This window comes from Glycomyces sp. NPDC050141 (assembly GCF_055586545.1).
The window spans coordinates 1-19,558 of sequence record NZ_JBVJHZ010000059.1 but is presented as its reverse complement, the minus strand read 5'-3'; the positions used below and the strand labels follow the sequence as shown (position 1 = coordinate 19,558).

18 protein-coding genes and 1 tRNA gene are annotated in these 19,558 nt (G+C 71.1%); 10 read left to right on the top strand and 9 right to left on the bottom strand.

Features of this window, described 5'->3' with window-relative positions; genetic code table 11:
- Positions 1-188: 188 nt before the first annotated feature.
- Both ACZ60M_RS24035 and ACZ60M_RS24030 read right to left on the bottom strand, forming a co-directional pair.
- The gene (locus ACZ60M_RS24035) at positions 189-515 is read right to left on the bottom strand and encodes a MoaF-related domain-containing protein (protein ID WP_465421547.1); all 327 of its coding nucleotides are present in this window, start codon (positions 513-515) and stop codon (positions 189-191) included.
- A 136-nt stretch (positions 516-651) separates the two neighbouring features.
- Complete coding sequence (locus tag ACZ60M_RS24030; protein WP_465421546.1) at positions 652-1,584, bottom strand: hypothetical protein; 933 nt, start codon at positions 1,582-1,584, stop codon at positions 652-654.
- Positions 1,585-1,702: 118 nt separating this feature from the next.
- Here ACZ60M_RS24030 and ACZ60M_RS24025 point away from each other — a divergent pair, with 118 nt between their 5' ends.
- Positions 1,703-3,082: a serine hydrolase domain-containing protein gene (locus ACZ60M_RS24025; protein WP_465421544.1), complete on the top strand. Its 1,380-nt coding sequence runs from the start codon at positions 1,703-1,705 to the stop codon at positions 3,080-3,082.
- Positions 3,083-3,424: 342 nt separating this feature from the next.
- Positions 3,425-6,535 carry a BTAD domain-containing putative transcriptional regulator gene (locus tag ACZ60M_RS24020; RefSeq protein WP_465421543.1) on the top strand — a complete coding sequence of 1,037 codons (3,111 nt, stop codon included), beginning with the start codon at positions 3,425-3,427 and terminating at the stop codon, positions 6,533-6,535.
- A gap of 51 nt (positions 6,536-6,586) precedes the next feature.
- Here the strand turns inward: ACZ60M_RS24020 and ACZ60M_RS24015 are convergent, their stop codons facing one another.
- The 5 genes from ACZ60M_RS24015 to ACZ60M_RS23995 all read right to left on the bottom strand — a co-directional run bounded on the left by ACZ60M_RS24015 (position 6,587) and on the right by ACZ60M_RS23995 (position 10,347).
- Positions 6,587-6,919, bottom strand: a complete 333-nt coding sequence (locus ACZ60M_RS24015; protein WP_465421541.1) for a DUF952 domain-containing protein — start codon at positions 6,917-6,919, stop codon at positions 6,587-6,589.
- A gap of 67 nt (positions 6,920-6,986) precedes the next feature.
- Positions 6,987-7,559, bottom strand: a complete 573-nt coding sequence (locus tag ACZ60M_RS24010) for a hypothetical protein (protein WP_465421540.1) — start codon at positions 7,557-7,559, stop codon at positions 6,987-6,989.
- Positions 7,560-7,742: 183 nt separating this feature from the next.
- A complete protein-coding gene (locus ACZ60M_RS24005; protein WP_465421538.1) occupies positions 7,743-8,537 on the bottom strand; it encodes a DUF4097 family beta strand repeat-containing protein in 795 nt (264 codons plus the stop codon).
- A complete protein-coding gene (locus ACZ60M_RS24000) occupies positions 8,534-9,193 on the bottom strand; it encodes a response regulator transcription factor (RefSeq protein WP_465421536.1) in 660 nt (219 codons plus the stop codon). Before ACZ60M_RS24000 ends, ACZ60M_RS24005 begins: the two co-directional genes overlap by 4 nt.
- Positions 9,181-10,347: a sensor histidine kinase gene (locus ACZ60M_RS23995; RefSeq protein WP_465421535.1), complete on the bottom strand. Its 1,167-nt coding sequence runs from the start codon at positions 10,345-10,347 to the stop codon at positions 9,181-9,183. The genes ACZ60M_RS24000 and ACZ60M_RS23995 overlap by 13 nt, the downstream gene beginning before the upstream one ends.
- A gap of 306 nt (positions 10,348-10,653) precedes the next feature.
- On the opposite strand from ACZ60M_RS23995, the gene ACZ60M_RS23990 reads away from it, so the two are divergent.
- Positions 10,654-11,838, top strand: a complete 1,185-nt coding sequence (locus ACZ60M_RS23990; RefSeq protein ID WP_465421533.1) for a hypothetical protein — start codon at positions 10,654-10,656, stop codon at positions 11,836-11,838.
- A gap of 43 nt (positions 11,839-11,881) precedes the next feature.
- Here ACZ60M_RS23990 and ACZ60M_RS23985 read toward each other — a convergent pair.
- Positions 11,882-11,958 (bottom strand) — tRNA-Pro (locus ACZ60M_RS23985).
- A gap of 137 nt (positions 11,959-12,095) precedes the next feature.
- Positions 12,096-12,992, bottom strand: a complete 897-nt coding sequence (locus tag ACZ60M_RS23980; protein ID WP_465421532.1) for a metallophosphoesterase — start codon at positions 12,990-12,992, stop codon at positions 12,096-12,098.
- Positions 12,993-13,016: 24 nt separating this feature from the next.
- On the opposite strand from ACZ60M_RS23980, the gene ACZ60M_RS23975 reads away from it, so the two are divergent.
- From ACZ60M_RS23975 to ACZ60M_RS23945, 7 genes are all read left to right on the top strand, one after another.
- On the top strand, positions 13,017-13,472 hold the full coding sequence (locus tag ACZ60M_RS23975; protein ID WP_465421530.1) for a GatB/YqeY domain-containing protein: 456 nt from the start codon (positions 13,017-13,019) through the stop codon (positions 13,470-13,472).
- Between the two features lie 73 nt (positions 13,473-13,545).
- On the top strand, positions 13,546-15,177 hold the full coding sequence (locus ACZ60M_RS23970) for a peptide chain release factor 3 (protein WP_465421528.1): 1,632 nt from the start codon (positions 13,546-13,548) through the stop codon (positions 15,175-15,177).
- A complete protein-coding gene (rsmA, locus tag ACZ60M_RS23965; protein ID WP_465421527.1) occupies positions 15,177-16,046 on the top strand; it encodes a 16S rRNA (adenine(1518)-N(6)/adenine(1519)-N(6))-dimethyltransferase RsmA in 870 nt (289 codons plus the stop codon). The genes ACZ60M_RS23970 and rsmA overlap by 1 nt, the downstream gene beginning before the upstream one ends.
- Positions 16,046-16,978 (top strand): 4-(cytidine 5'-diphospho)-2-C-methyl-D-erythritol kinase, encoded by a 933-nt coding sequence (locus tag ACZ60M_RS23960; RefSeq protein WP_465421525.1) that lies wholly within the window; start codon positions 16,046-16,048, stop codon positions 16,976-16,978. Before rsmA ends, ACZ60M_RS23960 begins: the two co-directional genes overlap by 1 nt.
- A 171-nt stretch (positions 16,979-17,149) precedes the next feature.
- Positions 17,150-17,557, top strand: coding sequence for a YbaB/EbfC family nucleoid-associated protein (locus ACZ60M_RS23955; RefSeq protein WP_465421523.1), 408 nt, complete (start codon positions 17,150-17,152; stop codon positions 17,555-17,557).
- Positions 17,557-17,880: a hypothetical protein gene (locus tag ACZ60M_RS23950; protein ID WP_465421522.1), complete on the top strand. Its 324-nt coding sequence runs from the start codon at positions 17,557-17,559 to the stop codon at positions 17,878-17,880. Before ACZ60M_RS23955 ends, ACZ60M_RS23950 begins: the two co-directional genes overlap by 1 nt.
- Positions 17,881-17,882: 2 nt before the next feature.
- Positions 17,883-19,421, top strand: a complete 1,539-nt coding sequence (locus ACZ60M_RS23945; RefSeq protein ID WP_465421520.1) for a hypothetical protein — start codon at positions 17,883-17,885, stop codon at positions 19,419-19,421.
- Positions 19,422-19,558: the final 137 nt, after the last annotated feature.

The window sequence follows — 19,558 nt, the reverse complement described above, 5'->3', positions numbered from 1 at the left end:
GTATGCGGCGTTGCGGCGTTGCGGCGTTGCGGCGTTGCGGCGTTGCGGCGTTGCGGCGTTGCGGCGTTGCGGCGTTGCGGCGTTGCGGCGTTGCGGCGTTGCGGCGACCGATTCTGACTACCGCGTGCCGCTCGCTGCCGCCAACCTCACGGCTTCCCGGAATCTCCGCGGCCGATTTCGACCTCCCCTTACTTCACCTCCTCGAACTTCCCGGAGTGCACTTCACCGATCCGGCCGCCGCCCTGGTCCATGGACCAGAACGCGGTGATCCTCTTGGCCTTGAAGTCCATCAGGTGCGTCACGACCATCCCCGAGACCTCGTTCCAGCCCACCAGGTACATCCGCGGCGCGACCTCGGCGACATGCAGCATCACTTCCTCCGAAGCGCCTTCCGCAGCACCGTCGATCCGCTCATAGACCAGCCTGTTGCCTTCCGCCGCATAGGTGTTGTGGAAGACCACGCCGTTGTCCAAGTGGATGTCGAAAGCCTTCCCCGCGAACTCGAAATCGGTCATGACCGTCTCCTCCGTCGACTGCGCCCATGGTCCGCATCAGCGCGGACCGTCTTGGCCGCCTTCCAACCTAGGAGATCAGCGACATCGACACCGGCGATTCGCCGAGCCCGGCATGGTCGAAACCAGTCAACGACCCTCAGCCTTCCGGGGCCGCTTCCCTCAGCGCACCTCCCTCCGATTCGATGGCCGTTCGCGCTGTCTCCAGCCGCGCGCGGAAGTCCGGGTCGTCGGTGTCGGCCAGCGCCTCGAGGGTGGTCCGGCGCCGGAGCAGCGACCGTTCCAGCCAGTTCCGCCACTCCTGGGTGGCCTCTGCCGCCGCTATGGTCGCGGGCCGCCACACCGGCATCGGTGATCCGGTGGCCGCGAATCGCGGGTTCGGTTTCAGCCCTTCGGGTTCGGGGAGGAAGTTGCGGACCGCTGAGTCGGTCCAGCCGCGCGAGCGGAGGATCGGCTTGGTCACCCAGACCGTGCCGTCGCGCTGCCGCACGAATTGCGGCCGCGGCGGGGCAGGTGGGCCCTGCCAGTCCAGGAGCGGAAGCGGCTCGTACCCGGGAGGGTCGTCTCCGGGCGGATCGAGCCCCGGAGGAATGCGGATGGGCGGATCATCGGGCGGCGCCGATTCGAACACGGCCGCGGGTTCGAGTGCGGGCTTTGCGATGCGAGCGGCGGTGGACTCGCGCGCGAGCTTTGCAGCGTGCACGGCCGTGGATTCGGCCGCATCCGGGGGCCCGGTTTTCGGATCGATCGCTTGCGGCGGTGTTTCGGGTTCGACGCTCGGGAACGGTCCGAGCCGGTCGGCTGTCGCCAGGGAGTCGAGGAGCCACCGGGCGAAATGCGCTCGCAGTGGCTCTTCGGGAATGGTTTCGAACGGCAGCGCCCGGGTGATCGCCTCGAGGTCTGCCTGGTGCCGTGAACTGCCTGATGGTTTCGGGGCCATCGCATCGTCCAATCGGTTCTCGCGCCCCGCCCGATGGGCGTTGCGCGCGCTATTCAGTTGCCTCCGCAACCGTAGAAGCGGGGTACGACAATTTTTGCTCTTCGCGGGCATGCCGGTGACCAGGGTCACCACGACCGTATTCCGGCGGCGTCGTCAGCCGCTTGTCAGTGCCGCGTCAGCGGCTCCGGCGATGGTTCTCCCTGTCACCGACCCCGGGGAACACCCGGGCACCGCAGCGAAGGGAACCACCATGAGCGCCAACGAACTCCACGAGGTTATCGCCCAGTCCGCCGCCGAGTACGCGGTGCCCGGCGTCGCCGTCGGGATCTGGCACCGGGGCCGCGAGATCTACGCGTCCCACGGCGTCACGAGCGTCGCGAACCCGCTGCCGGTCGACGAGGACACCATCTTCACGCTCGGTTCGACCTCCAAGAGCTTCACCGCCACCGCGCTCGTGATCCTCGCCGAACAGGGCAAAGTGGACTTCGATGCGCCCGTTCGCCGCTACCTCCCCGGCTTCAATCTCGCCGACGAGCAGGCCGCCGCCACGATCACGATCGGCAACCTGCTCAACCACACTGCCGGCTTCGACACCTGGATGCTCCGCGACACCGGGGACGGCGACGACGCCCTCGAAACCTATGTCGGCCACCTCGACGAGATGACGCTCATCGCGAAGCCCGGCGAGCGGGCCTCCTACAGCCAGGCCGCGTACAACCTCCTCGGCCGCGTCATCGAGGTCGTCACCGGCAAGACCTACGAGCAGGCGGTCAGGGGCCTCCTGTTCGAGCCGCTCGGCCTGGAGAACACCACGTTCTTCGCCGCCGAGGCCATGACCCGCAAGTTCTCGCTCGGCCACAGCGTCGACGCCAACGGCACCACGGTCGCCCCCACGTGGAAAGTGCATCGCGCCCAGAACCCCGGCGGCGGCGGTGCCTCGTCCGCGCGCGACCTGGTCCGCTGGGCCCGGTTCCATCTCGGGGACGGCCGCGCCGTGTCGGGCGAGCGGATCGTCTCTGCCGAAGCGCTGCAGGCGATGCGGCGCCAGACCGTCGAGCTGCGCGGCAGCTCCCTCGGGGACGGGTTCGGTATCTGCTGGTTCCTGCGCGAGATCGACGGCGCGGCGACGTTCGCGCACGGCGGCTCTTCGGTCGGCCAGTTCGCGGACTTCATCGCCGTGCCCGAGCACGATTTCGCGATCGCCGTGACCACGAACGCCGAGCCTGGCGGCACGCCCTGCAACATGGCGGTCATCCGCTGGGCGCTGGAGCACTTCGTCGGCCTGGTCGACCGCGACCCGGAGCCGGTCGCGTTCGACGCGGTCCGCGCCGCCGAGATCACCGGCGACTACAAGGTGGACATGATGATCGTGAGCGTCGTCGACGAGGGCGGCCGCCTGAGTCTCGCGGCCCGGATCAGGCCCGAGCTGCGGGCGGCCTCCCAGGACGACATGCCTGCCGACTGCGAGCCCGCGCACATGGGGTTCATCGCCGGGGACGGGGACGATTACATCGTTACCGAAGGGCCGCTGCAGGGTCAGCGCGGCTACTTCGCCCGGGACGAGCACGGCAAGGTCACCGCGATCGACCTCGCCGGACGCCAGTTCCGCCGGGTGCATGGCGCGGGCTGATCCTGGGACCGGAGTTCCGGAGTCCGCCGCCCGAGCCGCTCGACGGGCCGGGCGGCGGGTGGCGGGCAGCGGGTCGTGCGGCAGGCGGCTGGCAGTGGGTGACGGGCGGCGGGTGGCGGGCGGGTTGAGTTCGCCGGATGCGGCGGGTCGCGTGAGGGGCTGCAGGGCGGGGTGCGTCCGCCGGGCGCGGCGCGGCGCGCCGCGCGCTGCGGCTATAGGGCATGCCCCTTCCCACCCGCATCCACCTCCGACCACCGGTGTAAATACGACGACTCTCCCACACGGGTCCGACACTGCACCCGATGCGACTTGTTCTCGCAAATGCCGGGCACACTTGCTTTCATGCGCGTACTCCTGCTCGGTCCCTTCGAGATCCGCGATGCCGACGACCAGCCCGTCGACCTCGCCGGGGCGCGGCTGCGCGCGCTCGTTGCGCGGCTCGCCCTCGAACCGGGACGCGAGGTCACCGCGGACGCCCTCCTTGACGCCATCTGGGAGGACGACGCGCCTTCAGCGAACGCGTTGCAGGCGTTGGTGTCCCGGGTCCGCCGTGCGATCGGCGCGGAGAGCGTCACGCGCGGCGCCGCCGGGTACCGGCTCGCCGTCGAGCCCGGGGACGTGGACGTCGTGCGGTTCGAACACCTGGCGGCGACCGGCCGCCGCCAAGGCGACCTCGCCGCACTCCGTGAAGCCGAGTCCCTGTGGCGCGGAACGGCCCTCGCCGACCTGCGCCAACTGCGCTTCGCCGACAACGAAGCGGTCCGCTTGGAGCGCTTGCGGAACGAGACCACCCGCGAACGCCTCGCGCTCGAAATCGCCACCGGCACCGACGTGCTCGGCGAGCTCGAACCCTTCGCCGAGGCGAACCCGCTCGACGAGCGCTGGCAGGCCCTGCTCATGCGGGCCCTCTACGCCACCGGCCGCCCCGCCGAGGCCCTCGACGCCTACGAGCGCGCCCGCGAGCGCCTCGCCGACGAGCTCGGCGCCGACCCGTCCCCCGAACTCGCCGAGATCCACCTGCAGATCCTCCGCCAGAGCGCGGCCCCGTCCGCCCGGGCCGACAAGCGCAGCAACCTCAAAGCGCAGCTCACGAGCTTCGTGGGCCGCGAAGCCGACCTGGACGCGCTGGCGGCAGCGGTCGCCGCGTCCCGCCTGGTCACCGTTACCGGGCCCGGCGGCGCGGGCAAGACCCGCCTCGCCGTCGAAGCCGCGGCGAAGATGGCTGCGATTGCACCGCAGGGCGTCTGGCTGGTCGAGCTGGCGGCCGTCGGTGACGACGCCGACGTCGCGCCCGCGGTCCTGCGCGCCATCGGCGCCCGCGAGTCCGGGCTGCTGGAGCCGTCCGCGCACGACGCCGCGTCCCGCTTGGAGGAGTACTTCGCCGACCAGGACGCGCTCATCGTCCTCGACAACTGCGAGCACCGCATCGACGCCGCCGCCCGGCTCGCCGCGCGCCTCCTCGGCGCCTGCCCCGGCCTGCGGCTGCTCGCCACCAGCCGCGAAGCCCTCGCGATCGGCGGCGAGCGCCTGTTCCCGATCCCGCCGCTGCCGATCGATGGAGCGGCGAGCCCGGCCGTGCGGCTGTTCTTCGAGCGGGCCGCCGCCGTGCGCCCCGACTTCAAACTCGACGCCACGAATACCGAAGCGGTCGTGGAGATCTGCCGCCGTCTCGACGGCCTGCCGCTCGCGGTCGAACTCGCCGCCGCCCGCATGCGGGCACTGGACGCGCCGCAGATCGCCGCCCGCCTGGACGACCGGTTCGCGCTGCTCGCCGGGACCGACCGCACCGCGCCCGAGCGGCACCGGACCCTCGAGGGCGTCATCGCCTGGAGCTGGGACCTGCTCTCGGATACCGAACGGGCCCTTGCCATGCGCATGTCCGTCTACCCCGGCGGCGTCGGCCTGGACCGGGTGGGCGACCTCGACGCGCTCGCCGGACTCGTCGACAAGTCCCTAGTGGAACGCTCCGGGGAGCGGTACCGGATGCTGGAGACCATCCGCTCCTACGCTGCGGCGCAACTCGATCCGAGCGCCGCCGAGACCGAGCGGGACGCCATGGCCCGCTACTGCGTCGACCTGGCCGAACGCGCCGACGACGAGATCCGGTCGGCCGCCCAGATCGAAGCGATGTCGCACATGGACGCCGAGCACGACAACCTCCAGGCGGTGCTCGGCCGCTCGGTCGCGCTGGGCGACAAGGAGACCGGGCTGCGGCTCATCGCCGCGTCGTTCTGGTACTGGCACCTGCGCGGCTTCCGCAGCCAGCTCCAGCACTGGTTCCCGGCCGTCCTGGCGATCCCTGGCGAGGTCCCCGCCCCGCTCGTGCCCGCCGTCCTGCTCATCACCGGCATGGGCAAGACCGAGCTGGGCGACCCCGAGGCCGGGGCGCGCTCGATCGCCGAGGGCATCGAGCTGGGCCGCAACGCGAACGGTCCGATCGCGGGCCGGTCGCTGCTGGCGATCGCCCCGGCGTTCCTGTCGGATCCGGCCGTCGCGGCGGACCTCGAAGGCGCCGAAGGCTGGGAGCTGGGCATCATCCTGCTCACCGCCGCCGCCGTCGGCGAAGGCGCGGGCGGGCTCGCGGGCCTCGACCAGATCGACCGCGCCGAAGCCGAGTTCGCCAAGCTCGGCGAGCGTTTCGGCCGCGCGTCGGCCTTGCGGATGCGCGCCGAACTCTGGTCGCGCCAAGGCGACCACGACGCGGCCGTGGACGCGCTCGCGCGGGCCGCCGACCTGTTCGACGAGCTGGGCACCGCCGCGGACGCGGCGGAGACCTACGCCGAACTCGCCCTCGTCACGGCGTTGCGCGGCGTCGCCCAGAATGCCGACGTCACGACTATGCGAGGCACCTCCCAGAACACCGACGTAACGGCGTTGCGCGACGTCGCCCGGAACACCGTCGACCAGGCTTGGGAGCCGATGCGGCACGGCCTGGAGCGCGCCGACGCCGACCGCGACCCGCACACGTTGGCGTACGTGCGCCTGTGCCGCGCCCAGGTCCTGCTGCACGCGGGCGAGCGCGAGTCGGGGCTGGCCGAGCTCGCCGCCGCCGAAGCGGTCTTCAGCCGCACCGCCATGGACTCGCGCGTCCAGGTGTGGGGCGTCGCGCTGCGCGCCTTGGCGGCCCTGACCGAAGGCGATGCGCCGCAGGCCCGGCGGCATCTCGCCGCGCTCGACACCGAGCATGCGGTGGGTCCGAACCTGGCCGTCGCGGCCCGGGTCAGCGCGGCGCTCGCCCTCCAGGAAGGGGAGCCGGCCCGTGCGGCGGCCTTGCTAGGTGCTTCAACCTCCCTCCTTGGAATCGAGGACCGGCGCGGCTACGACGCGTCGCTGCGGACTCCGGAGCGGGCGCGGGAGGCGCTGGGCGACGCGGCGTTCGAAAAAGCGTACGACGAGGGTGTGACATCGAGCTGGGACGCGGCGATCGCCCTGATCACGGCCTCGCGGGACTGAGCGCTCCGGCCGGTCGCCGCCGATGCCCTATCGGATAAGCGGTCCGGCGGGTCAGCGGCGCCCGCCGGGGTTCCAGGGCCGCACCTCGACCACGGCGCTCGTCGCCAAGGGCCCGTACAGGTGCGGGTACTCCGGGAGGCCCGGCGCGGGCGCTTCGTACCGGATCGGCACGTCCACCAGGTCGGCGTCGATGACGAGGAGCACGAGCGGCCCGGGGTGGTCGCCGTACACGAACCCGGCGACCGCCTCGACCTGCTCGGGCAGCGAGCAGTGGATGAAACCGACCTCGGCGAGGGTCTTCCCGCGCGTCGAGTACTCGTATCTTCCGGCGGCGAGCGCGGCCTCCCAGAGGGCCGGTTCGGTCAGGTGCAGCAGCTCGGTCATGCCCGCACGCTACCGTCCCGCAAGCCGAAGCGGCCCCGCGCGAGGCGCGGGGCCGCTGCCGTTCCTGCTAGGCCTTGCGGAAGTACTCGCGGGCCGGGCGCAGGGCCAGGAGGACCACGCCGAGGACGCAGCCCGCGACGACCACCGCGAGGCGGACGCCTTCGAGGGCCGGGAGCCAGGCCGGGTACGCGGCGAACGCGGCGTCCAGGATCGCGGCGGCGTCGAGGGAGCGGACGGCCGCGTCGCCGGAGGCGTCGAAGATCGACTGGACCTTGGCGGCGGCGGTCGCGTTGCTGGCCATGATGAGCGCGTTCCCGGCGAGCACGAGCGGCAGGACCAGAAATGAGAGGACGCGGCCGAACCGCTTGCCCGCCAGCAGGGTGCATCCGAGGGCCGCGATCGCGGCGGCGATGGCGAACGGCGCCCAGATGGCGGCGCCGTGCTCGTCGAACGCGAGTCCGTTGGCGGCCAGCAGGTCCGGGTCCTGGCCCTGGCGGGCGACTTCGGCTTCGGCGGCGGCCTGGACGTCGGCGCCGTAGAGGAGCCCGATGAGCGGGATCGAGGCGAACGCGAGGGCGATCGCGAAGTGGAGGAGGGCGGTGATCGTGACGGAGGCGGGGCGGATCTGCTTGGCGGACATGGGAGTCTCCTTCGCTGAGGGACGGTCGGGCTGGTCGCCCGGGCTCATGCCGTTACCTTCGCGGCCTGCGCTGACACGGTGTTGACACCCGGCTGACAGGCCCGGTGGGCCGTTGCGCCGCAGCGAATGCGGAGACGCCGCTGCCCGCGGCCGGAGACCGGTCGCGGGCAGCGGGAGGAGGGTTCAGTCGGCGTAGCGGACGGTGAGGTCCCCGACGCTGGTGTCCACAGTGATCACGTAGTCGGCCCGGCTGGACGGGTCGGTCGCGATCTCGATGTGCTCGCTGCCCACGCCCGAGGCGAACACCACGTCGAAGGTGGTGCCGTCGTCGGGGACGACGATCTCGACGTCGCCGGTGCTGGTGGTGACGTCGATGTCGCCGCGCACCTCCGCGAACTCCAGGTAGACCGAGCCGACGCTGGACTCGGTGACCGTCTCGGTGGCGCGGAGGTTCTCGCCTTCGATGTCGCCGACGCTGGTCTCGACGTCGATGGCGCCGTCGAGGCCGTCCATGGTGATGTCGCCGACCGAGTTCTCGGCCTTCGCGGCCGCGCCGGAGGGCAGGGCGAGCGTGTAGTTCACCTCGCACTCGTCGCCGTCCCAGAAGACGACGAGCCTGTCGTCGCATTCGCCTACGGCGGTGAAGGTGTCGCCGCGCCAGGACTCGGTCGGGTCGGGTTCGTCGCCGCGCCAGCGGGTCTCGCGGTCGACGACGAGCGAGGCGTCGGCGGAGGCGCTGAGGTCGATGTGGCCGACCTCGATCACGACGTCGACGCCCTCCACGGTCTGCGTGTACGTCTCGGAATGGGATTCGCTCTTCTCTGGCGAGGCGACGGACCAGATCCAGACGCCGGTGACGGCCATGGCGAACAGGAGCACGGTGCCGGTGCACGCTGCGCCGACGATCCACCAGACGGTGCGGGAGGTGCGCTCTTCGGGTTGCGGGGCGGTGGTCTGCTTCTCGGGGGTGTCGATCATGACCGGTCCTTCGTGTTGCCTTGCAGGAACTTGAGAATGGCGAGGACGCGGCGGTTGCCGCTATCAGTGGGCGGGAGCCCGAGCTTCGTGAAGATCGAGTTGATGTGCTTGCTGACGGCGCCTTCGCTGAGGACGAGGACCCCGGCGATCCCGGCGTTCGAGCGGCCTTCGGCCATGTGCGACAGCACTTCCCGCTCGCGCGGGGTGAGCCGGTCGAGTTCGCTGCCGCCCTGGCGCACCAGGAGCTGGGAGACGACCTCGGGGTCGAGGGCCGTGCCACCGCCTGCGACGCGGCGCAGCGACTCGAGGAACTCGGCGACGTCGGCGACCCGGTCCTTGAGGAGGTACCCGATGCCGCGCATCTGCCCGGTGAGCAGTTCGACCGCGTACCGCTCCTCGACGTACTGGGAGAGCATGAGGATCGCGAGGTCGGGGTACTGGCGGCGCAGGACGAGCGCGGCGCGCACGCCCTCGTCGCTCTGGTCGGGCGGCATCCGCACGTCGGCCACGACGAGGTCGGGGCAGTCGCGCTCGACCGAGCGCAGCAGCGCCTCGGCGTCCCCGACGGTGTCGACGACTTCGATGCCGCCGACCTCCATGAGGCGGGCCAGGCCCTCCCGCAGCAGGACCGAGTCTTCGGCGATCACGACGCGCATGGCAGCTCCGCTTCAATAACCGTGGGTCCCCCGAGGGGGCTGCTGATGTGGAAGGCACCGTCGACCGAGCGGACCCGGTCGCCCAGGCCCTGGAGTCCGGTGCCGCCCTGGGGGTCCGCGCCGCCGCGGCCGTCGTCGGCGATGCGCAGACGCAAGGATCCGTCCTCAAGGGAGACTTCGACGGCGGCGTGCTGCGCCTCGGAGTGACGGGCCACATTGGTCAGTGCCTCGGAGACGACGAAGTAGGCCACGGCCTCCACGTCGCGGGCGACGCGCCGGTCCATGTCGACCCGCAGCCGCACCGGGACGGGCGAGCGGGCGGCGACCGCCGAGAGCGCCGCGTCCAGGCCCCGGTCCTCCAGCACCGCAGGGTGGAGGCCGCGCACCAGGTCGCGCAGGTCGGTGAGGACCTGCTTGGCCTCCTCGTGCGCTTCGGCGATGGCGCGGGCGCCCGCCTCGGGCATGTCGTCGAGGGTGGCGCGGGCGATCCCGAGGTTCATGGCGAGCGAGGTGAGGCGCTGCTGCGCGCCGTCGTGGAGGTCCCGCTCGATCCGGCGCCGCTCCGCATCCGCTGCATCCACAGTGGAATTCCTGCTGGCGGCGAGGTCGGTCACCCGCAGCTCGAGCGCCTCGGTCCGACTGGTGCCCAGCAGGACCCGGGCCAGGAGCCCGTCGAGGGCCGCCAGGCCCTGCGAGATCCACGGCGCCGCGAACGTCACCGCGATGCCCGTGCCGCAGAGAATCCATTGCCGCGCTTCGAGACCCGCGTCGCGGCCCAGGAGCGGCGCGAAGACCATCGCGGGCCCCGTCGTCCAGGCGGCGACGGCGACGGACGCCGCGAAGAAGCCGTAGAAGGCGGCGATCACGTGGTAGGCGAACTCCCGCCACGTCCTCGGGCTCTTCACGACCGCCAGCAGCGCCCGCGGTGCGAACGTCACCGGCTGCGCGGAAGGCCCCTGGGGCCACACGGTGCCGAGGAACGCGCTGTGGCGGCTGCGCTGCACCCAGGTGAGCGCGCCGCTCACGACGAGCAGCGTCCCGGCCGCGATGACCGGCAGCACGATCGTGACGAACCCGGCGACGCCGACGACCACGAGCGAGAAGATCGCCGTCCCGCCCGCGACGCCGACCACGGCTCCGGTGACCAGATGCATGAGGGAGCGCCAGGTCGACCCCGCCCAGAAGGCCCGCACCGCTGCGCGAGGGGCTCTGCGCCAGGGGATCGGCGGCGCCGCTGAAATATCCATGCCACAAACACTAAGTTCGCTCGCGCCCCGGCACATTGCCGCTGGTACCCGACTTCACGGTGAAGTTTTCTCCACCCCGCTGCCGCGCAACGGGCTCCCGCACACATGCGGCGCCTGCGCACCATAGGATTCGGGAACCCGCCCCTCCCTGCGGCGCAAGGACTCGCCCCACTCCCCCGTCCCGCGCCGCCGTCCAGGAAAGGACCCCTCACTGTGGCCGAGATACCCCTCCTCGGGCTGGGCGCGCTCATCCAGCTCTACGTCGTGCTGATCCTCGCCTACGCCGATCGCGTCTCAGAAACCGGAATCCTGCACCTGACCTCGATGATGTTCCCCTCGGGCACAGCGCATCCGACCCGGCCTCCGATGGGACGGCTGCTCGCAGTGTGGGCACTGCGAGTCGTGGCCGCAGTGGCCACGCTGCTGGCCGCGATCCTGCCGTTCGCATTGGTCGAGACCGTCGCGGTGAAATTCACGCTCGTAGGGCCGTCGTGGAAGTGGTTCTACGCGACCTCGTCAATAGCGATCGGGTTCGGGGTGCTCATCTGGATCATGATGCTGCGCGGCAAGCGGTCTGAGGCGAAGATCAGGCACGGCGCACTGGTCCTGCCGACGTTGGCGTCCATCGGCGGGCACGCGGCGTCAGCCGATGCGGCCGACCAGATTCGCGCGGCCGGGCTGATCAGCCGCCGCACCTTCTTCACACGGACCGTCGGCGTCACCGCCACGATCGCGGCATGCCTCGTATACGCCGCGGGACCGGTCCTCGCCCCGTACACCGGCGCCGAGCCCGACGGCCTCCGGTACGCGATGCTCATCGCCGGAGCGATGATCGTCGGCGTCGTCTCATACGTCTTCGGGCGGCTCCAGACTCCCGCCGGAGAAGCGCTGCGCCGCATCGAGTACCTGTACGGCTCGAGACTCGCTGCGGAGGAGCGGGACTACCGCCTGGTCGTCGCCTACCGCGCCTCGCTGCCGCGGTACCTGCGCGCGGCCGCGAGCCGGTACATGCGCAAGGACTGGTTCACCGAGGTCGACACCGTGGGCCCGCGCACGGCGTCCATGGCGCTCATCGCCGCCGCCGACATCATTCAGCGCGCCGACTTGAACGGGAACGCGTTCGCCGCCTCGCCCCCGGCCCAGGTGAAGGAGGTCGGGCTGAGGGCCGCGGCCGTGCTCGTCTCGCCGTGGGACCGCGAGGCACTCGCGGCGCTGGCACGCGCCGCCGAAGTGGTCGACGAGGAAGGCGAGATCCGATCCGAGCTGGTGGACGCCACCGAGTACCGCCTCCAGCGGCGCCTGCGGGACATGACCGACCTCAGCGGCCGCGTCCTGGCGGCCATCGGCGGCGCGGTCGCGGCGGTGACGTCGATCGTCACGCTGATGAGGGTGTTCTAGAGGGAGACGCGAAGAAGGGGACCTCGCGGTCCCCTTCTCCTTGTGGTCGGGTTGACAGGATTTGAACCTGCGACCCCCTCGTCCCGAACGAGGTGCGCTACCAAGCTGCGCCACAACCCGATGTTCTATTTTCACGCACGCAGGGCGTTCGTGTCGATTGGAAATGCTACCTGAGTGCGGCGGCCCCCGTCGAACGGGGTGGGGGCGCTCCGGGCCCGGTCACATTCGGGCCCGGAGCGCGCGGTCCGAGAGGCGCTTTAGAAGGCCTTCGGGACGAAGGTCAGGAGGCTCGCCTCCGGCGCGCACGCGAAGCGGACGGGCGCGTACGGGCTCGTGCCCAGGCCCGCCGAGACGTGCAGCCAGGTGTCCTCCCACGGGTGGAGGCCCTTCACCCGCTCGCGGTCGATCCCGCAGTTGGTGACGAGCGCCCCGTACCCGGGCACGCAGACCTGCCCGCCGTGGGTGTGCCCGGCGGCGATGAAGTCGTAGCCGTCGCGCGCGAACTCGTCGAGCACGCGCGGCTCGGGCGAGTGCGTGAGGCCGATCGAGAGGTCCGCGCTCTGCGGCACGGGCCCGGAGACGAGCTCGTAGTCGTCGAGGTCGAAGTGCGGGTCGTCGACGCCCGCGAAGTGGACGTTGAGCCCGGCCACGACCTTGTCGGCGGCGGCGTTGTTCAGGTCGAGCCACCCGCCGTCGACGAGGATCTTGCGCAGCTCCTCGGTCGGCAGCGGCGCCCCGTACTTGTGCTCGTGGTTCGGGTTGAAGTACTGCAGCGGGTTCTTGAACACCGGCGCGTAGTAGTCGTTGGAGCCGAACACGAACGCGCCCGGCGCGCGAAGCAGCGGCCGGAGCGTCTTGGCGACCAGGTCGATCGCGTCCGGGTGGGCGAGGTTGTCGCCGGTGAGCAGCACCAGGTCCGGGTCGAGCGCGGACAGGGACGCGACCCAGTGGGCCTTGCGCACCTGGCCGGGCGTCATGTGCAGGTCGGAGATGTGCAGCACCCTGATCGGCTCGGCGCCTTCGGGCAGTGCGGGCACCGCGAAGTGGCGGAGCGTGTACTGGACGCGCTCGTAAAGAGACGCGTAGGCGAGCGCCAGCGCCCCGGCGCCGACCCCGATACCGGCTGCTGCGGCTAGTCCACGGCTGATCTTCATACCCCAACGGTAGATTGTCGAGATATGAGCGAGCTAAAGACCCAGTTGGAAACCGATATGCGAGCCGCCCTCAAGGCGCAGGACAAGGTGACGCTAGGCACGCTGCGCATGGTCCTCACTGCGGTGAAGAACGAGGAGATCGCGGGCAAGACCCCGCGCGAGCTCGATGACGCCGAGGTCGTGAAGGTCCTGGTCAAGCAGGCTAAGCAGCGCCGCGAGGCCGCTGAGGGGTTCCGTGCGGGCGGGCGCGAGGAGTCGGCGGAGGCCGAGCTGGCGGAGGAGGCCGTGATCAAGCGGTACCTGCCGACCGAGCTCACTGAGGCCGAAGTCACGCAGATCGTGCGGGACGCGATCGCCGAGGGCGGTTTCGCCGGTCCGAGGGACATGGGCAAGGTCATGAAGGCGGTCGGGCCGAAGACGGCGGGCCGCGCGGACGGGAAGCTCGTCGCAAACATCGTGAAGGCGGAGCTCGCGGGGTAGCGCAGCCGGGTCGTGTCGCCGTTCACGGCTATCGTTGAGGGTCGGGCCCGCTTTCAAGAACCTTGAGGAATCCATGTCCAGCCACATCGCGGCCGAGGCCGCGCGCCGCCGCACCTTCGCGGTGATCTCGCACCCCGACGCCGGCAAGTCGACGATCACCGAGGCCCTGGCCCTGTACGGGCGGGCGATCTCGTCGGCCGGCGCCGTCCACGGCAAGGGCGACCGCAAGGGCGTGGTCTCCGACTGGATGTCGATGGAGCAGGACCGCGGGATCTCGATCACGTCGGCGGCGCTGCAGTTCGAGTACCGCGGCTGCGTCGTGAACCTTCTCGACACGCCCGGCCACGCGGACTTCTCGGAGGACACGTACCGGGTGCTCACGGCCGTTGACGCGGCCGTGATGCTGCTCGACGCCGCGAAGGGCCTGGAGCCGCAGACGCTGAAGCTCTTCGAGGTGTGCCGGGCCCGGCGCATCCCGGTGATCACGTTCGTCAACAAGTGGGACCGCCCGGCGAAGGACGCCCTCGAGCTGATCGAGGAGATCGAGACCCGGATCGGCATCAAGCCGACGCCCGTGACGTGGCCGGTGGGCGTGGGCGGCGAGTTCCGCGGCGTCATCGAGCGTGTCGGGTTCGGCGAAGAGGTCGGCGGGCGCAGGGCGGCAGGGGCGCAGGTCCCGGGCATGGTCCGCTATGAGCGTTCCCCCGGCGGGCAGCAGCTCGCGACGGCGGAGTTCCTGGACGAGGCCGCCGCGATGGCGCAGTTCGGGCCCGATTACGAACGCGCCCAGGAGGAGTCGGAGCTCCTCAGCGAGGTCGAGGCCGATTTCGACCCGAAGACCTTCGAGTCCGGGCAGACCACGCCGACACTGTTCGGCGCGGCCCTCGTCCACTTCGGTGTGGGCCAGCTCCTCGACCTGCTCGTGGACATCGCGCCGTCGCCGTTCTCGCGCGACGACGCGAAGGGCGAGCCGCGCGAGCTCGAGGCGGGCTTCTCCGGGTTCGTGTTCAAGTCGCAGGCGAACATGAACGCCTCGCACCGCGACCAGCTCGCGTTCATCCGCGTCTGCTCGGGCCGGTTCGAGCGCGGCATGCAGGTCACGCAGGCGCAGGGCAAGCGCACGATGTCCACGAAGTACGCGCAGACGCTGTTCGGCTCGGCGCGCGACACGGTGGACGAGGCCTGGCCGGGCGACATCGTCGGCCTGGTCAACGCCACCGGCCTTTCGGTGGGCGACACGATCTACACGGGCAAGGCCGTCGAGTACCCGCCGCTGCCGGCGTTCGCGCCCGAGCATTTCGGGGCGCTGCAGATGCACGACACGTCGAAGGCGAAGCGGTTCCGGCGCGGCATCGCACAGCTCGACGCCGAGGGCGTCGTGCAGGTGCTCTACTCGGAGCGGCGCGGCGAGGCGACGCCGGTGCTCGCGGCGGTCGGTCCGCTGCAGTTCGAGGTCACCGTGGCGCGCCTCCAGGCGGAGTTCGACGTGCCCGCGACGATCGACCACCTGCCGTACCAGCTCGCGCGCCTCACCGATGCCGAAGGCGCGCAGCGGCTTCGCACCGCGCCGGGCGTCGAGGTGTTCTCCCGCCCGCGGGACGGCGCGTTCCTGGTGGCGCTGCCGAACAAGTACCGCATCCAGACGATCGTGAACGACTACCCCGGGCTCGTCCTGGAGCCGCTGCTGGCCGGGGGCCAGGGCTGATGGCGCGCCTGCTGGGTTCGGGCGACATCCGGTCGCTGTCGCGCGGACTGCAGATCACGCCGACGAAGAAGTGGGGCCAGAACTTCGTCGTGGACGCGAACACGGTGCGCCGCATCGCGAACGTCGCGAAGCTCGACGCCGACGACGTCGTGATGGAGGTCGGCCCCGGTCTCGGCTCGCTCACGCTGGCGCTCATCGAGATCGCGCGGCGCGTGATCGCCGTCGAGATCGACCCGAAGCTCGCGCTCGCGCTGCCCACCACTGTGGAGCACCGGGCCCCGGAGGAGCACACGCGGCTCACCGTGGTCGAGACCGACGCGGCCCGCATCAAACCTGAGCAGATGCCCGAGCCGCCCACGGCGCTCGTGGCGAACCTGCCCTACAACGTGGCCGTGCCGGTGGTCCTGCACGCCCTGGAGACCTTCCCGAGCCTGCGCAAGGGCCTCGTGATGGTCCAGGCCGAGGTCGGCGACCGGCTCACGGCCGGGCCGGGCTCGAAGATCTACGGCGCCCCGAGCGTCAAGATGGCCTGGTACGCGAAGGCGCGGCGCGCCGGTTCGGTGTCGCCCAACGTGTTCTGGCCGGTCCCGAACGTCGCGAGCGGCCTCGTCGCGTTCGAGCGGATCGAGAGCCCGGACGCGAACCGGGTCGAGGTGTTCGGCGCGGTGGACGCCGCGTTCAACCAGCGCCGCAAGATGCTGCGCCAGTCGCTCAAGGCCTGGGCGGGCGAACATGTGGACGCCGTGCTCGATCGGGCGGGGATCGAACCCACCAGGCGGGGTGAATCGTTGGACATAGCGGAGTTCATCGCCCTCGCCGACGCCAAGGAGGCCGTAGGCGCGAGCGACCCGCGACCGCAGGAGGCCTAATGTCCGGACAGACCGCGCCCGCCCAGCCCGGCGCTCAGATCAGCGTCGACGTGCCCGCCAAGATCAACCCGCACCTCGGCGTGGGCGACGCGCGGGCCGACGGCTACCACGCGCTGTCCACTGTGTACCAGGCGATCAGCCTGCACGACACGGTCACCGCCGAACGGCGCGGTGAACCGGGCATCGAGATCACCATCTCCGGGGAGGGCGCGGGGACGCTGCCCACCGGCGAGGACAACCTCGCCCACAAGGCCGCCAAGCTCATCGCCCTGTACGCCGGGATCGAACCCGACGTCAAGCTGCACCTCAACAAGCGCATCCCCGTCGCCGGGGGCCTCGCGGGCGGCTCGGCCGACGCCGCCGGAGCGCTCATCGCCTGCTCGCGGCTCTGGGAGGTCGAGATCGGCGACGCCGAGCTGCAGCGCCTCGCGGCCGGGCTCGGCTCCGACGTCCCGTTCTGCCTCAAGGGCGGCACGGCGATCGGCAGCGGACGCGGCGAGGAGCTGACCCAAGTGGACGCCAAGGGCACCTGGCACTGGGTCGTCGCCACCACGGACACCCAAATCTCGACCCCCGAGTGCTACAAAGAGGTCGACCGCCTCCGCGAGGACGGCATCGGCCGCTACTCCTCCGATGTGGAACCGCTCGTCAAGGCCTTCGAGAACGGCGCCAGCGCCGACGACCTCGCGCGCCTGCTCATCAACGACATGGAGGCCGCCGCCGTGAGCCTCCGCCCGCAGCTCGCCTCACTCATGCACGGCGGCTTGGAGGAAGGCGCCCTCGCGGCGCACGTCTCCGGCTCGGGCCCGACGGTCCTGTTCCTCGCCACGGACGTCAAGCACGCGGTCGCCCTGGCCCGCCGCATCCGCATGCGCGGCGGCGCGAAGAGCGTCCACCTCGCCCACGGCCCCGTGAACGGCCCGGCCGCCTAGCGAGAGCGCTCCGCCTGCTTCCTCGGGAACCTGTGGGCGAGTGATGACGGATCCATGACAGCCGCTCGTAGTTTCGCGGCTATGACCGACCGTCGAAACGGCATCGCTCCCCGATGCCGTTTCCCGCGAAGCGCTTCCCCACGTTTCGCGGCACTCCCCGAGGAGGCCGACATGAGCCAACGCGACCCCGACGACCCCCGGCCCACCGCGCGCGGTGACATCAAGGGCTACCTCGCCGACTTCGAGACCCGCATGTCCCGGCTCCAGGAGCAGGCCGACGACTCGCGCGAACGCCTCGAAGCGGTCAGCGCCAGCGCCACCAGCGACAAGGAGGAGGTCACCGTCACCGTCGGCGCGGGCGGGGTGCTGCTGGCCGTCGAGTACGGCCCGAACGCCCGCCGCACCAGCCCGATTTCCCTCGGCCAGATGACGATGGCCATGTACGCCAAGGCCGTCGCGGACGCCGCGTCGCAGGCCGCGGCGGCCATGACCGGGCTTCTCGGCGCCGACACGCCCGCTATGGCGAACTTCGAGGCGTCCCTGCGGCGCGGCGAGCGCGGCGCGGGCGGCGAGTACTGATGGGCAGCGGATGGAGCGTCGTCGACGACGCCATCCGGAGGATCGCGGCGTCCACGCGCGGCGATGTCAGCGAACCGCTCAAGGAGATCGCGACCCGCGCGAAGGACGCCGAGCTCTCCGACGGGAACGCGTTCAGCGAGTACCTGGCCGGCCTGGTGCCCCCGGCGGTCGAGCAGTTCGACCAGGCCGCCGAGATGGCGCTGAGCGCCGCCGCCGATTTCGCGGACGCGCTCGCCGACGCCCTCGAGGCCACCCAGAAGTCCTATGAGGATGCAGAGTCCGACACCTCCGGTGATCTGCTCGCCCTCACGAAGGAGCTGTAGTCATGGGATGGGGACCGTTCCCGAGCCCCGGCGAGGTCGTCGAGGCCGTTTCGGACACTGTGGACGTCGTATCCGACGTCGGCGAGGGCATCGTCTCGCTCGGCGCCGACGCGCTCGACGCCGCCAGCGACGCCGCCCTCGGCATGGCCGAGACGGCCTTCAACGGCCTCCGGGCCGCCGCCGAATGGGTCGGCGACAACGTCGACCTGCTCACGCTCGTCATCAACCCGTTCGCTTACCTCACAGGCGAAGTGGCCGGGTACATCATCAGCAACATCGGCTGGCTCAAGGACCCGATCGACCTCATGCAGGGCGACGGCGGCGCCGTCACCGAGCTCGCCGAGAAGTGGAAGTCGATCAGCGAGGCGCTGTCGAACACCAGTCAGCTGGCGACGCAGGGCTCGCAGAGCTCCAGCGACGTCTGGAAGGGCGACGCCGGGGAGACCTACCGCAAGATCGCGGCCGCCTTCGGCAATACGATCGCCACCGCGGCGGGCCTCGCTTCGACTGCGGGCGACCGGATCAACAACATCGGCAGCCTCGTGGCCGAGGCCCGCGGCGATGTCGTCGAACTCGTCTTCGACTGCCTCGAAGGGTGCGTGAAGATCATGATCGGGGCCCTCGCCGCGGGCCCCGCCGGCATCCCGGGAGGCATCGCGAAGATCGTCGAGGAGGCGAACGGCGCCCACGACAAGGTGAAGGAGCGCCTCGAGAAGCTCAAGACCGATGTGCAAGCGGCGCTGGAAGGACTGACGCAGGTCGCCCAGGGTTTCGCCACAATGGAGTCAGAGCTGAAGGCGGGCGCGGAGAACCTCCGCAACCCCGGTTCGAAGCAGCCCAAGAAGCAGGAGACCCAGCCGAAGCAGGAAAGCCAGCCGAAGAAGGACGACACCGGCACCGGCTCGGGGACCGGTTCCGGGAGCGGATCGAGCAGTGGATCGGGCAGTGGATCAGGCAGTGGATCGGGCAGCGGCTCCGGAAGCGGATCGGGAGAGCAGACCGCCAGCGAGACCGGCGAGAGCACCGGCACCGGCTCCGGGAGCGGCACAGGCAGCGGCTCCGGCGGAGGCTCCGGGGCCGAAGAGCCCGCGACCGACAAGGAGAAGGACACCGACGCCTCCGACCTCGGCGTCACCGAACTCCCCGACGGCTCCAAGGTCCTCGACCCCTATCTCGCCGCGACCATTCCCGACGAGGAGTGGAAGAAGATGGCCGAGTCCATCCCGCGCGAGAAGTGGGAGGAGATGGCGAAGGACCCCGAGAACGTCCCGCCCGAGCTCGCCAAGCACGCGCCCGAGGACCTGAAGGACAAGTTCCCGTCGAACCAGCCCGGTTGGAAGCCCCCGGTCGACGAGAACGGCGTGCCCAAACCGGTCGGCGCGTCGATCCCCGCGGACCTGGTCCAGTACATGACCCCGGGCATGGAGCAGGCCATCGAGGAGTACGACGAGGAAGAGGGCAAGGAGGCCTGGGAGGAGCAGCACCTCACCGAGGAGCAGGCGGCCTCCAGCCCGGACGAGTACGAGGACGCCCTGAGCTGATAGCGACCACGGCATCGGGGGGGGGGGAAGGGGGGGGGGGGGGGGGGGGGGGGGGGGGGGGGGGAGAGGGGGGGAGGGGGGGGGGGGGGGGGGAGGGGGGGGGGGGGGGGGGGGGGGGGGGGGGGGGGGGGGGGGGA